Here is a 14,005-nt window from a genome sequence, read left to right as displayed (position 1 = left end):
GGCTTTTTCGTATCGGTATAATCTTATTGTTTTAATATTTATACTTTAGTATTTGTTAACTATTGATATTAAAAACTTGCGGCGAATTTTCGTTCTATTGATCATTTGCAACTTTTACAACCAAAAGTTGCTTGCAAAGCAAAGCTCGCCGCGGGCTGATAGTTTGCAAAGGCTGGTTGCTACTGCACTGTCAAAAAATGCCGGCAAGCCCGATACTTCAACCATCCAACAGATCAATAAGCTTGCTAAAGAATATTTTTTAACCAACCCGGACAGTGCTTTATATTATAGCAAACTTCAAATCAATCTCTCCAAAAAAATAAATTTTTCAAGAGGAATAGCCGACGGTCTTTCGCAGATTGCCGCCGTAAATACGTTTAGGGGTAATTACATAGGGGCTACTAAAAACTATAATACTGCCTTAAATATATATCTGCAGCTTGCTGATTATAAAGGTATAGGTAAATGCTATGACGGCTTAGGACGTATACAGGATTTTTACGGCAAATACGACGAGGCCATTAATCTTTATAAAAAAGGACTCGTCTATTTTTTAAAGACGCCGGATGATACGGATGAAGGTGAGTGCTACAACAATATGGGCATTACTTATGACAGTAAAGGAGACCTGTCAAAAGCGCTTGATTTTTATTTTAAAGCCCTGCTTATCAACATCAAACACAATGACCAGAATGCTGCCGCTACCAAATACAGCAATATCGGCATTATTATGCAAGAGCTGGAGCTATATCCTAAAGCGCTGGCTTACTATCAACGAGCCCTGGCTATCTGGGAGAAAACAGGCGACAAGCAGGGCATCAGCACTGCCAATCAAAACATTGGCGATTTGTATATCGTTCAAAAAAATTATGAGCAAGGCAAACCGTATATTGACCGTGCCTATCGTATTATTAAACAGTTAAACGATACAGAAGGCTTGGCCTTGGTTTATTTTGATCTGGGCCTTTATAATTACTCCGTTAAGCGGGTAGATTCTACCATTTATTATTTAAAACAATCGTTAAAGCTAGCCGACCAAAATAAAATGCTGTATGCGAAAGCCTATGCGTTAATAGGACTGGCCAAAGTATATAACTGGCTAAAAGATTACAGGCAGGCACATACTTTTGCCGTACAAGCAAAAGAAAGCGGCAAACAGCTCAAAAGCCTTATTGTTGAAACAGACGCTTCAGAACAACTAAGCCTTGCCCTTGCCGGTTTAAAACGCTTTAAAGAGGCTTTTCACGAACACGTTATCTTTTCTAATTTAAGAAGCGACCTTAAACACAATGAAAGCATCCATAAAGCCATGTTTTATAACCTGGAACTTGACTTTGCCAAAAAACAGCGCGAACTGGCGGACAACCAGCATAGGAAAGAAGAGGCTTATAAAAAACGAATTGCTAAGCAAAGTGACGAAAACCTGATATCGGCAGGTATTATTGTGGTTTTGGCCATTGTTGTACTCATTTATTACAACGCCAAACGCAAGCAACAACATATTAACCTTTTGTTAGCGGAAAAAAACAGGGAAATTATTACGCAGCAAGCAAGTTTAAATACCCAGGCTGATAAATTAAATGAGTTGAACTCATTAAAAGACAGGCTGATTGGTGTATTGGCGCATGATCTGCGCGCCCCGATAAGCACGTTACGCGGCTTGTTTACACTAATGACCGATGATAACCTAACCGGCGAAGAATTTATAGCGATGACACCCAAAGTGTTTAACAAGCTGGAAAATACCTCTGATTTTTTGGATACGCTGTTATATTGGATCAATAGTCAGGTTGACGGCAAAATTAATAACATAGTGAGTTTTTCGATGAGTAAACTTGTAAGTCGCGAGCTACAACATATTGAGGACAAATTGCAGCAAAAAAATATTACTGTACAGCTGGATATTCCCACAGACGTTGTTGCTTTAGCCGATCCAAACTCGGTACGTATCGTGATTCATAACCTGTTAACCAATGCTATTAAATTCTCCAATCGCGATGGCCGCATTGATATATCAGCATGGATAAATAACGGCGAAGTAAATTTCTGCCTGAAAGATTATGGCGTTGGCATGAGCGCCGAGTATTTGAATAACTTATTCAAAAGTCACGTAACCAGTTCAGTTGGTACAGAAAATGAGGTAGGCACTGGTATGGGCTTGTTATTCTCCAGGGATCTGATAGAAAAACAAAAAGGCAGAATATGGGCGTCCAGTGTGTTAGGTACCGGCACAGAATTGTGCTTTACCCTACCTGTCGGCGACAAAATTGAATAAGCCTGATCCTGAAATTTGTTATCCGATATTAAGCTATATTCCTAATACCTGCTTCAATTTAACATAGCCGGTTTTACTTACAGGTATTTTAGCGCCCGATTTCAGAATAGCCAGGTGACTGTCTTTCTCATACGGATCAATACGGGTTATCTCCTGCACACTCACCATATAGCTGCGGTGCACCCGCACAAAGTGGCGCGGATCAAGCGTTTGCTCAAAGAAACTCATCGTTTTATTTTTCAGGAATGAGCCTTCTGGGGTAATGATGCTTACATAATCATCGTCGGCTTGCAGGTATTGAACATCGGCAACGGGGATAATTTTAACCTTGGTACCGGTTTTAACCACTATACGCTCGTGCTGCGCCGGCGATTGAGTAGCAGCCGTCTCCAATAATTCTTCTTTTTCCTTTTTTACAGTCGCCGTAGCCGGTGATTGAGCCAAAAATTTTTCGACCGCTTTATTAAAACGCTCCTTACTGAAAGGCTTTAGCAGATAATCGGTAGCATGAGCCTCAAAAGCTTTTATTGCATACTCATCAAATGCTGTGGTAAATATTACGGCAGGTTGTTCATCAACCAGTTCAAGCATTTCAAAGCCGTTTATTTTGGGCATCTGCACGTCCAGAAATATCAGATCGGGCTGATGTTGCTGTATGGCTTTTAAACCTTCAAAACCATCGCCACATTCTTGCAAAACCTCAATTTGCGGAAAGTCTAATAAATATTCTCTTACAACCATACGGGCCAGCGGCTCGTCATCAATAAGTATAGCTTTGATCATTTACTGCGGTATTTTAATAATGGTTGTAAATATATTATCATTTGCATGAGTTTCCATCAAATCATTACGTGCATATAACAAATATAAACGGCGCTGTACACCACTCAATCCAAAACCGGTACCCTGGCGCGGGCGCGATGTTTTGGGGTCGTAAGGGTTTTGAACAATCAGTTCCAGATAGTTACCCTCCAGTTCGGCGCGTATGCTTACTACCACTTCGTCGGTGGTATCGTACAAACCAAATTTAATGGCATTTTCAACCAGCGGCTGCAATAACATGGCAGGCATTACACTTTCCGCGCATTGTTCGTCGCAGCTTATTTCTGTTTTAAGCCGATGGCCGAAGCGTACTTTCTCAATTTCCAGGTACAAATTTAAATGCTGCAGTTCCTCGTTCAAGGTAACCTGCAGCTGATCGTCTTTTTTTAATGTACCACGTAAAAAATCTGAGAGCTGGTGTATCATCTTACGCGCCTGCTCTGGTTTGAAACCAATTAACGCATTGATAGAGTTCAAGCTGTTAAACAAAAAGTGAGGCTGCAATTGCTGCCGGAGATTGTACAATTCAGCTTCGCGGGCCAGTTGCTCGGCTTCGGCTTTACGCTTTTCGTTTTCTTTCTGGTCAAGCTGCGAGTACCAGATCATGCTGATCATCGCCATCCATCCTATCGCCAAAAAATCCGTAAAAAAGCGAATTACCGTAGATTGCGACATAAAGTTGGCATAAATGGGTCCGCCGTTTATAAAGGGCAAAATATAGCGAGAACCGGCTGTTGCAGCAGCGGCGAGGGCTACTATCCAAATCAAAATATTGGCATAACTACCCTTACCCGGCTGATAATAACGCAGGTTATTATTGATGAGCCAGCAGGCAGCGGCCAGCAAAATGGAGCTTATCAGGCTATCGGTAAGGGCGGTGAACCACTCAAAACCAAAGCTATGAATTATATAAGCCTGCAGACCGGCCCATGCCAGCCCGCAGGTTATAAATGCCAAACGCAGTTTTTGAAAAACAAGTGATTGTGTTACAGCCAAAACGTTTTATTATTTGAGTTAGGTTGAGGTTATTAATAACTGCGGATATCAATGCCGGCAAAAATGGATACGCCGGTTAACACCAGAACTTTATCATTATCCAATGGTGCATTTGTGCGAATACGTTTATCGTCCAAACCGGCAAATACTACGGCCATGTTTGAAACCACCATCCAGTGCGAAGGCACGATCATTTTAGTACCGCCGAATATCTGGGTAATATCAATATATACCCTACCATTGATGTTAGCCTGGGTGAAATCAAGCTCGGTACCACCCATCACATTTACGATTTCGCCCCCTTGAAAGTTCTTTGAAAAAATCACCTTTTTATTACTACCAAAAACCGATACAGATTCCAGGTGCTCATCGCCCGAATAACCACCGGATTGATTAGCTGAACCTGTTTGCCCGGGAGTTGGCGGCGGCGTTCCGGTATCACCGGCATTGGTTTCATCTTTTACGGTATAATCAACAACAGGTTCGGTTGGATTGGCACTGCTGCCAAAATTGTAATTGTATTTATAGTTGCCGCTACTCCATTTCCTTTTCCACTCTCTTTTATCCCAATAGCTATGATCGCGACGACGCAGTATCAGGTATACACCGAAAGCGATCAATGCAACCGGCCAAAGAATTTCGCCTAAATCAAACCGGGGGAAAACGTCATCAAGCAACCAGGCAGCGCCTATAAAGGTGATAATCATCCAACCCAGGTTTCTGAAATTGTTTTTTGCGCCTATGTACAAGCCCACCACCACCATCAGCATCGGGAAGCTGAATATCCAGTCGGCAAAACGGAACAAGGCAAACTGTTTCAGCAACAAAACCGCCCCTACAAGCAGCATAATGATACCCGCCATTGCCTTACCGTTATTTGGCACTTTTGGGTTGTTTATATTATTTATATCGTTGTTCATTGTCTTAGTTTTAAATCTTACTCAAAAGTAAAGCACTAATATAGTCAGCTAAAACTAAAACTGGCGGTTAAAGGGCAAGAACTCGGTAAACAAGGGTATTTTGTCGGTTAAAAAGTTGGGAACTATTTCAGTTAATTGTTTAGCCTTGCGCGAGCGGTTTAAATACTTATTTTCGGTAATAATTCTAAATCGCATGAACTCACCGTTGTCGTTTTCGCCCCGTTATAAAATAGTCAATTATGCTACCGCAGTATTTATGGCCGTAGTAAGTATCTGCCTTATGGTAACTCCCGACGCACCTACGGCAGAACATCGCCTAGCTCCTTTTATGTTAATAGCCAGCATTTTGTATTTTATCGGGTTTTTACGTAAAAAAGTAACAATTGAAAATGATGTCATAACCCACATAACAACTTTCAACAAAAGGCAATTGACATTCGACGAAATCGAAGGTGTAAAATTCGACAACAAAGCCATTATTTTAACACCAAAATCCCGTCACACAAAAGAATTATACATCCACGACTATAAACAACTAAAAGACTATAAAATACTCATTCACTTTTTAAAGAGTGTTTTTCAAAACATAGATACCATTAAACTAAAACAGGGCCTGGCAAACCAAGAATACGATACAACTTATGGATTTACGCCTGAACAGCGTGCAGAAGCGTTGACAAAATTTAATAAGATAGCCTCCGTAATTAATTTAGCCGGAATAGCCTTTGCTTTGACTGTTTTTATACCGTTTGCGATATTTCAAGCCATTGGGATTACTTTACCACTAATGTGCATGATTTTGGCTTTCATAACCGATAAACGAATCAAACTTTCATCTAAGTACGGCCCGGTTGCATATCCGGTAATAGCTACAGCTTATATACTTCCAATTATTACCTTATTTTTAAAATCGTTTTTGAGTTATGATTTATATAATTCAAAAAACCTTTGGTTGCCCTCTTTATCGTTTGGCTGTTTAACCATTCTGGCATATTATTTCATTAATATCAACGAGATGCCAGACGTAAAGAGAACTCGTGAAATGATTCCTTTTGCGTTATTATTTTTTGCATATGCTTTTGCAAGCGTGCGAATAATCAATTGTGCTTTTGATACATCTACCGGGCGAAGATATCAGCCCATCATACTTAATCGCGACATTTCCAAACGCTGGGGAGAATATGGCGAAAGTAATGATTACAATCTTGTATTGAGTGCTTGGGGCCCTGACAAGAAAACCGGAGAGATTCAGGTAAGTCAAAAACTTTATGAAAAAACTCGTGTAGGCGATCGCCTTAATATAACTGTCAAACCGGGGTTATTAGATATTCCCTGGTACACAATTGATAAATAACAGATACACAGAAGACCAAGATTGAGAGATAGTTAAAACAATCCGTGAGCAATGTAGTGCAGTTGTAAAACATCACCTAACTGCTTCTATTGTTAGCTCACTATTATTACCACGGAATAGCAAGTTAAGCGATTACTTGTTTGTCTAATATTACCTCGAACGACAGCGAGATGTCACACATACTAATCGTAATATCACTGAGTATATAGATTCACGTTTTGCCCGAAACTAAAGATGGCTTTACTACACTTCCGGCTCCTGTTGGCTCAGGCAGTGGAAACTACCCAATCCCCAGATAATATCGGTCGAATCGATACCAATCACTTTACGATCAGGGAAACAGTCTTGCAGAATTTGCAGCGCCTTATCGTCTTTATCGCAACGGTATGTTGGAACTACTACCGCTGCATTGCCGATATAGAAGTTGGCGTATGATGCCGGCAGACGCTGATCTTCATACACCACTGCATCAGGCATTGGCAATTCGACGATATTAAGCTGTTTACCGTTAAGCAAACGCATGGTTTTTAGTGATACAAGATTTTCTTGCAGCAGGTGGTAATTATCGTCGTCTTTATCTTCTTCAACTACAGTTACAACAGTGTCCTCATTTACAAAACGGGTGATATCATCAATGTGGCCGTCGGTATCATCGCCAACAATACCATCGCCCAGCCATAAAATTTGCTCGGCGCCGTAGTAGTTGTACAAATATTCTTCTATTTGCTGCTGATTTAAATGCGGGTTACGATTTGGGTTAAGCAAACAAGCGGTTGTGGTCAGGATAGTGCCTTTACCGTTAAAATCAACCGAGCCACCTTCCATCACAATGCCGGGTTGATAAACGTCCAATCCGTAATGCTTGCCTATTTTAGTCGGGATCACATCGTCCAGATCAAACGGCGGGTATTTGCCACCCCAGGCATTATACCCCCAGTCGACAATAGCCTTTTCGCGGGTAACCGGGTTTATCAAAAACGCCGGACCATGATCGCGGCACCAGGCATCATTAGTGCCGAACTCAAAAAATTCGATCTTTTTCAAGTCAGTTCCTATCAGCATTAGCTGCTCTTTAGCAAAGGCCGCCATATATTCGTCTTTCACAATGATGCGTACCAGTTCACCAACGGATAAAGCCTTGATAAACTCGCAATATTGCGGGTAGATGGTCATGATCTTGCCCGGCCACGATTCTTCTTTATGCGGCCAGCTAAGCCAGGTGGCTTTGTGCGGATGCCATTCGGCAGGGAAATAAAATCCGGCTTTTGCCGGATAGTCCATGGTCGATAGTCGATAGTCCATAGTTATAAAGTATTTCTTAGAGCTGTAATCATTTTTATTAGAGCTTGATATTCCTCATAAAGATTTTGAAAATCAGCATCGTTAATTATTTTTCTTTTTCTTGCGATAAAAAGGCATGATACCACTTCAACACCAGACCTCAGCGAATAACCTAAGAAAGTTTTAAAAACGGGATTAGTCTGTCCTGTACAGCCCTCTGCAATATTCAAAACAACTGAATCTGCTGCTCTTTTAATTTGCGAGGTTAACACATATAACTCTTCTTTTGGAAAGTTTTTTGATACCAAATCAACCTCTTCAGTTAAATCTAAGGCCCTTTGCCAAACTTGAAGGTTTTCAAACTTAAATGCCATAAAACTTCCGGCTATTACTATCGTCCATGGACTATGGTCTATCGACTAATTTATTCCTCGTCTAGCAGACGTTTAGTTATTGGCTGATAGGAATCGATACGTCTGTCACGCAAAAACGGCCAGTGTGTGCGGTAGTAATCCGTTTTGTTCAAATCCAGTTCCTGCACAATAACTTCCTCCTGGTTGTGCGTGGTTTGGTGAATAATGGTACCAAACGGATTGGCAAAGAACGAGCCGCCCCAAAATTTAACCCCCGCCTCTTCGCCTACACGGTTTACGCTCACCACGTACACACCATTAGCTACAGCGTGCGAGCGTTGGATGGTTTGCCACGCGTTATATTGTTCAACGTTAGTTTGCTCGTCTTGAGTTAAGGCCCAGCCTATAGCGGTTGGATAAAACAATATCTCGGCACCCATTAAAGCGGTAATACGCGCAGCTTCAGGATACCATTGATCCCAACAGATCAACACACCTATAGTCGCGAATTTAGTTTTGAAAACTTTGTAACCCAGATCGCCCGGGGTGAAATAGAATTTCTCGTAAAAACCCGGATCGTCAGGAATATGCATTTTACGATACTTACCCAGATAAGCACCATCTGCATCAATTACAGCCGTAGTATTATGGTAAAGGCCTTGCGCACGTTTCTCAAACAGCGAAGCAATAATCACTACACCTAGTTCGGCTGCAACCTTTGAAAGCTCATCGGTTGACGGACCGGGGATAGCCTCGGCAAGTAAAAAATTATCATGATCTTCAACATCACAAAAATAAAGCGATGTAAAAAGCTCCTGCAGACAAACAATCTGCGCGCCTTTGGCAGCAGCATCCTTGATCCTTGCAATAGCCTTCTGTAAATTTTCGTGCTTGTTGGCGGTGCAGCTCATCTGCACTATACCTACCTGTACTTTACTCATCATTTAAATTTTTTGCAAAAGTAGCTTTTTTAAAGATTAGTTAATTAAAGATTAGAGATTAGTTGCTTGTTGTTTAGTCACTCATTTCTAATATTTACAATCATATAATAGATATATTATTTTAACATCTGCTCATTATTAACTAATCACAAATCCCTAACCTCTAATCACTATCTAAACCAACTAATCTTTAAAAAAACTACCTTTGCACCCAAATGACAGAACTAGAAGAAGTAGTTGACGAAGGCACCGAGCACAAAACCTGGAAAGGAAAACTTTGGAGCGTAGTTAAAATTATATTGATCATTGTAGTAACCGGCGGTTTGCTTTACTACGTGTTTAGCAAAGTACCATTTGTAAAAATTAAGTACCGGCTTACGCACGCAAACCGTGCCTGGTTAACGGCTGCCATTTTATGTTATGTGGCCTCCATGCTGTTTTCATCATGGCGGTTATTAAGCTTTTTTAAATCCATAGGCTTAAAACTCGACTGGCGTTTTAATCTGCGACTATACTTTTTAGGCTTGTGCTATAACGTATTATTACCAGGTGGCATTGGCGGCGATGGCTACAAGATATACCTGCTGCACAAACGCTATAAACTACCTACCAAAAAGGTATTCTGGGCTATTTTATTTGACCGCCTAAGCGGTTTTTGGGCTATTGGCGCTATTGTGGTTGGGCTGATTATTTTAATACCTAATTTTCCATACCACCTGGCCTACCCGCTTACCATAGTTTCTATAGGGTCGATAGTTTATTACGTGGTTGCCCGCAAATTTTTCAAAGAGTATACGCATAATTTTTTCCAGGGACATGCCAAAGCTATTGGCGTGCAAACTATGCAGTTGCTCTGTATTATTTGCCTACTGTTGGCGCAGGATTTTAGCGGCAAATTTGCTCCCTATCTGTTATCATTCCTATTCTCATCATTAGCTGCCATAATACCATTTAGTTTAGGTGGCGGCGGTATCAGGGATGCGTTATTGCTAACACTTGCAAGGAGCTTTTCGCTTCCTGAAGATATGGCGGTATACCTGAGTTTTGGGTTTTACCTGATCTCTATTATAGTAGCGCTTTTTGGAGTTTATTATGTGTTACGCCCTAAGCGCCTTGAAGCAGGTTTACACGGCATCAATGAGGACGAAAATCAATCTGCATAACCCATGAATATCATTGTAACAGGAGCCAGCAGCGGCGTCGGATTTGAAGCGGTAATTGAGCTGATAGCCACCGGTAAACATAAAGTAATTGCCCTGGCCCGATCGCAAGACAAGTTAGAACGACTTGCGCAGATAGCCTTAGATCTGAATCCAGAGGGTATCATTTATCCAATTGCGTTTGACGTTGTACATGACGACTATGATGGTTTGCAGCAATTTATCAACAGCCACTTTGATGGCAAGATCGATATACTGATTAATAACGCCGGGACGCTGGTTAACAAACCGTTTATGGAAACCGACGAAAGCGATTTTGTAGAAATGCTGCAAAGTAACTTTATAGGCCATGTACGCGTTATTCAAAGTCTGCAAAAATTTATGCCCGCAGGCTCGCATATTGTCAATATTGGCAGCATGGGTGGTTTTCAGGGAAGTGCTAAGTTCGCAGGTCTTTCTGCATACTCGGCAAGTAAGGCGGCTTTGCATACACTGACGGAATGTTTGGCGCAGGAGTTCGCGGAAAAGGAAATAAAGGTAAATTGCCTGGCCCTGGGTTCAGCACAAACCGAAATGCTGGAAAAAGCTTTCCCGGGTTATCAATCACCCGTTATGGCTTTTGAAATGGGTAAGTATATTGCTGATTTTGCTTTAACCGGTCATAGATTTTTTAATGGTAAAGTATTACCGGTAGCTATGGTAACGCCTTAACTAATATTGGGTTTAAGATAAATTTGTTAGATTTATCAACATGAACCTACTCTTATCCTCCAAAAAATCATCACTATTAATTATGTGGCTTTGCTTGATTAGCCTTAATCAAGTGAAGGCGCAAGCCACCCGTAATCACGCAATCAATTATCTAGCCGACACCAGCGCTAATTTTCAGACCTTAATCAGCCAATTTAAAGGAAAAATTGTTTATGTAGACATTTGGGCAACGTGGTGCAGCCCCTGCCGGCAGGAGCTTAGAAAAGCAAAGGAAATCAAGGCTTTTGCTGATTTTGCTAAAAAGAATAACATCGCCATACTTTATATCTGCGCAGATCATAACGTTAAAGGCTGGAAACAATTTATTACTTCAAACAATCTGACCGGATATCATTGCCTGACGGGGCAGGCTTTGGATAACGATTTTCATACCATTTTCTCCAGCGTGCAGCTACGCAGCGGGATTATGAAAAGAAGCTTCTATATCCCCCGGCATATGATTGTAGACCAGGCCGGTACCATTGTAGATAGCACCGCCGGCCCGCAGGGTAGTATGGATGTTTACCGAAAAATCAGCAAATTGATTGTAAGAATAAGCCCCGATCTGGATTAGTAAACAAAGAAGCCGGTTTGAGCAGCTTCTTTGTTTATTTTTTAATAAAAAGTAGTAAGATCGTCAGCGTCGTTACAATTTGGCCGGCCCAAAATATGAACATCCATTTAATAGTTTCAGTTTTTGATTCATTGATGTCTTCAGACAACCGGTATTTGACGGCGTTTAAGTCGTCTTTGGTTGCCAACGATTTAATACTTGCCTGCACCGATCTTTCTATTTTGTTATCGATGTATTTAAACATGGCCTCAGTAGTATCATTACCTAGTTTGTCTGACAACAACTGATACAGCCGGGCGGCTTCTATTGCTTCCAGGTACATAAAAGTGATAAGGTTTAGGATTAAAATTAGTGATAAGGTTAGGTTGACGGCAATAAAGGTTTAGGGTAAGATGTCTTTGCGTTTAATTGCGGTTGCTGGTTTTTAAAAATTCGTTTACTACAATTTCTGAAGTATATTTTTTGTTACCATCTTTATCAATATAGCTACGGTTGTTCAGGCGGCCTTCAATAACTATCTCATCGCCTTTTTTAAGCAAGTCGCCTGCTATTTGGGCTTGAGCGCCCCAGATAACCAGATTGTGCCATTGTGTATCAGTCACCCGTTCCCCCTTTTCATTTTTGTAACTTTCGCTGGTGGCTAATGATAGCCTGGCCAGTTTTTTATTAGTGTCAAATGTTTTTACTTCAGGATCCATGCCCAGGTTACCTACCAGGCGCACACTGTTTCTTAATGAGTTCATAATTTCTTCTGTTATCAATTAATACCTTGTTTCTGTTTGATGAAGCAAAGTTGCGACGGACCAAAAACATTAGTCGGATATTAATTGCTTATAAACGACAATATCCGTTTGCAAACGCTTGCAACCGGATGTTATATTATATAACTTAGCATTATGGAAACGCCGAAAGTATGCCTGGACTGTGGGAGCCCTATTCATGGCCGTGCCGACAAAAAGTTTTGTAACGACCTGTGTCGCAATAATTACAATAACAAGCTAAACAGCAACAGCTATAACCTGGTGCGTAACATCAATAATATTTTGAAACGCAACCGGCGAATACTGGAAGAATTAAACCCGACCGGAAAAACAAAAACCACCAAAGCTAAAATGGCTGCCAAGGGTTTCGACTTTAAATACCTTACCAATAAATACGATACGCAAAATGGCAAAACCTATCACTTTTGTTATGAGTATGGATACCTGCCGTTAGATGGAGATGAAGTATTACTGGTTAAGCGCGAAGAAAAAGTTGAATAATGTTATCATTACCACATTGCATCAATATATGTGACAAAACTATGAGACCAGTATCCGGCATAGTAGCCATATTTACAGCAAAAACATTTACACTATGTCACACCTGTTTTCGACTTTAAAAATTAAAGATATTGAATTTAAAAACCGGATTGCCGTTTCGCCAATGTGCGAGTATAGCAGTGAGGATGGTTTTGCCAACAATTGGCACCTGGTGCATCTGGGCAGTCGGGCCGTAGGCGGCGCAGCGTTAGTAATTACCGAGGCTACCGCTGTATCTCCCGAAGGTCGCATCAGCTATGGCGATTTGGGCATCTGGAAAGATGAACATATCGCGAAGCTAAAAGAAATTACCAGCTTTATACATGAGCAAGATGCTTTTGCCGGAATACAACTAGCTCATGCAGGCCGCAAAGCCAGTCATGAAGTGCCATGGAAAGGCAACGTGCAAATTGCGTCAAACCAACCCAATGGCTGGAAAGCTTTAGCGCCGAGCGCATTGCCTTTTAATAATAAAGAAGAAGCGCCGCTGGAAATGGATAAAGCAGGTATTGAAAAAGTTAAAGCCGATTTTAAAGCCGCGGCCGCGCGGACGCTTGAAGCAGGTTTTGATGTGATTGAGATTCATGCGGCACATGGTTACCTGATACACGAATTTTATTCGCCTTTCAGTAATAAACGTACTGATGAATATGGCGGTACTTTTGAAAACCGTATCCGTTTATTACTGGAAATTGTTGAAAGCGTTAAAGAAGCCTGGCCGGCATCAAAACCTTTGTTCGTGCGTATCTCATCAACCGACTGGACTGAGGGTGGCTGGACCATAGATGATTCTGTTGAATTGTCAAAAATATTAAAAGACAAAGGTGTTGATCTGGTAGATTGCTCATCTGGCGGTAATGTATTGGCCCCTATCCCATTAAAGCCTGGTTACCAGGTTGAGTTTGCTGACGCGATACGTAAAACCGGCGTTTTAACCGGCGCTGTAGGTTTAATTACTGAAGCTAAACAAGCTGAAGATATTATAGCAAACGGAGAAGCCGATATGGTGATCATAGCCCGAGAGCTTTTACGCGATCCGCATTTCCCGCTGCGTGCCGCGCATGAACTGGGCGCTGAGACTAAATGGCCCGTGCAATATGAACGGGCGAAGTGGGCAAAGTGAGATTAGAGATTAGAGATTAGAGATTAGAGATTAGAGATTAGAGATTAGAGATTAGAGATTAGAGATTAGAGGCAACAACTTGTAGTATTTTACTGTTTTAAAGATTAGTTAACATCACCTTGATTTATTTGAGATTTAAAAACACCTATATTTAC

General features: G+C 41.2%; 16 protein-coding genes. 7 read left to right on the top strand and 9 right to left on the bottom strand.

Features of this window, described 5'->3' with window-relative positions; translation table 11 throughout:
- Window positions 1-127: 127 nt before the first annotated feature.
- Window positions 128-2,275 carry a tetratricopeptide repeat-containing sensor histidine kinase gene (locus tag ACFS5N_RS00335; protein ID WP_377181031.1) on the top strand — a complete coding sequence of 716 codons (2,148 nt, stop codon included), beginning with the start codon at window positions 128-130 and terminating at the stop codon, window positions 2,273-2,275.
- A gap of 33 nt (window positions 2,276-2,308) precedes the next feature.
- Here the strand turns inward: ACFS5N_RS00335 and ACFS5N_RS00330 are convergent, their stop codons facing one another.
- The 4 genes from ACFS5N_RS00330 to ACFS5N_RS00315 are packed head-to-tail and all read right to left on the bottom strand — an operon-like array spanning window position 2,309 to window position 5,208.
- A complete protein-coding gene (locus ACFS5N_RS00330) occupies window positions 2,309-3,058 on the bottom strand; it encodes a LytR/AlgR family response regulator transcription factor (RefSeq protein ID WP_377181029.1) in 750 nt (249 codons plus the stop codon).
- On the bottom strand, window positions 3,059-4,093 hold the full coding sequence (locus tag ACFS5N_RS00325) for a sensor histidine kinase (RefSeq protein WP_377181027.1): 1,035 nt from the start codon (window positions 4,091-4,093) through the stop codon (window positions 3,059-3,061).
- Window positions 4,094-4,125: 32 nt separating this feature from the next.
- Window positions 4,126-5,013: a LiaF transmembrane domain-containing protein gene (locus tag ACFS5N_RS00320; protein WP_377181025.1), complete on the bottom strand. Its 888-nt coding sequence runs from the start codon at window positions 5,011-5,013 to the stop codon at window positions 4,126-4,128.
- Window positions 5,014-5,067: 54 nt separating this feature from the next.
- Window positions 5,068-5,208, bottom strand: a complete 141-nt coding sequence (locus tag ACFS5N_RS00315; protein ID WP_377181023.1) for a hypothetical protein — start codon at window positions 5,206-5,208, stop codon at window positions 5,068-5,070.
- A gap of 61 nt (window positions 5,209-5,269) precedes the next feature.
- Between ACFS5N_RS00315 and ACFS5N_RS00310 the strand changes: the two genes are divergently transcribed.
- Window positions 5,270-6,367: a hypothetical protein gene (locus tag ACFS5N_RS00310; RefSeq protein ID WP_377181021.1), complete on the top strand. Its 1,098-nt coding sequence runs from the start codon at window positions 5,270-5,272 to the stop codon at window positions 6,365-6,367.
- Window positions 6,368-6,610: 243 nt separating this feature from the next.
- Here ACFS5N_RS00310 and ACFS5N_RS00305 read toward each other — a convergent pair whose 3' ends face one another.
- The 3 genes from ACFS5N_RS00305 to ACFS5N_RS00295 are packed head-to-tail and all read right to left on the bottom strand — an operon-like array spanning window position 6,611 to window position 8,942.
- Window positions 6,611-7,669, bottom strand: a complete 1,059-nt coding sequence (locus ACFS5N_RS00305) for an agmatine deiminase family protein (RefSeq protein ID WP_377181019.1) — start codon at window positions 7,667-7,669, stop codon at window positions 6,611-6,613.
- 2 nt (window positions 7,670-7,671) lie between these two features.
- Window positions 7,672-8,022, bottom strand: coding sequence for a four helix bundle protein (locus tag ACFS5N_RS00300; RefSeq protein ID WP_377181017.1), 351 nt, complete (start codon window positions 8,020-8,022; stop codon window positions 7,672-7,674).
- A 50-nt stretch (window positions 8,023-8,072) separates the two neighbouring features.
- Window positions 8,073-8,942, bottom strand: coding sequence for a carbon-nitrogen hydrolase (locus tag ACFS5N_RS00295; RefSeq protein WP_377183870.1), 870 nt, complete (start codon window positions 8,940-8,942; stop codon window positions 8,073-8,075).
- Between the two features lie 215 nt (window positions 8,943-9,157).
- On the opposite strand from ACFS5N_RS00295, the gene ACFS5N_RS00290 reads away from it, so the two are divergent.
- The 3 genes from ACFS5N_RS00290 to ACFS5N_RS00280 are packed head-to-tail and all read left to right on the top strand — an operon-like array spanning window position 9,158 to window position 11,426.
- The gene (locus ACFS5N_RS00290; protein WP_377181015.1) at window positions 9,158-10,105 is read left to right on the top strand and encodes a lysylphosphatidylglycerol synthase transmembrane domain-containing protein; all 948 of its coding nucleotides are present in this window, start codon (window positions 9,158-9,160) and stop codon (window positions 10,103-10,105) included.
- A 3-nt stretch (window positions 10,106-10,108) separates the two neighbouring features.
- Entirely contained in the window at window positions 10,109-10,813 is a 705-nt protein-coding gene (locus tag ACFS5N_RS00285) for an SDR family NAD(P)-dependent oxidoreductase (protein ID WP_377181013.1), read from the top strand.
- 40 nt (window positions 10,814-10,853) lie between these two features.
- Complete coding sequence (locus ACFS5N_RS00280; protein ID WP_377181011.1) at window positions 10,854-11,426, top strand: TlpA family protein disulfide reductase; 573 nt, start codon at window positions 10,854-10,856, stop codon at window positions 11,424-11,426.
- A 34-nt stretch (window positions 11,427-11,460) separates the two neighbouring features.
- Here the strand turns inward: ACFS5N_RS00280 and ACFS5N_RS00275 are convergent, their stop codons facing one another.
- Window positions 11,461-11,748 (bottom strand): hypothetical protein, encoded by a 288-nt coding sequence (locus tag ACFS5N_RS00275; protein ID WP_377181009.1) that lies wholly within the window; start codon window positions 11,746-11,748, stop codon window positions 11,461-11,463.
- 82 nt (window positions 11,749-11,830) lie between these two features.
- A complete protein-coding gene (locus ACFS5N_RS00270; RefSeq protein WP_377181007.1) occupies window positions 11,831-12,169 on the bottom strand; it encodes a single-stranded DNA-binding protein in 339 nt (112 codons plus the stop codon).
- Window positions 12,170-12,322: 153 nt separating this feature from the next.
- Between ACFS5N_RS00270 and ACFS5N_RS00265 the strand changes: the two genes are divergently transcribed.
- Complete coding sequence (locus ACFS5N_RS00265) at window positions 12,323-12,688, top strand: hypothetical protein (RefSeq protein WP_377181005.1); 366 nt, start codon at window positions 12,323-12,325, stop codon at window positions 12,686-12,688.
- A 94-nt stretch (window positions 12,689-12,782) separates the two neighbouring features.
- Window positions 12,783-13,850 carry an NADPH dehydrogenase NamA gene (namA, locus tag ACFS5N_RS00260; RefSeq protein WP_377181003.1) on the top strand — a complete coding sequence of 356 codons (1,068 nt, stop codon included), beginning with the start codon at window positions 12,783-12,785 and terminating at the stop codon, window positions 13,848-13,850.
- Window positions 13,851-14,005: the final 155 nt, after the last annotated feature.

The sequence above is a fragment of the Mucilaginibacter ximonensis genome (genome assembly GCF_042686265.1).
GTDB lineage: Bacteria > Bacteroidota > Bacteroidia > Sphingobacteriales > Sphingobacteriaceae > Mucilaginibacter > Mucilaginibacter ximonensis.
The sequence above is the reverse complement of the archived record's forward strand: the minus strand, read 5'-3'. Positions and strand labels throughout refer to the sequence as shown.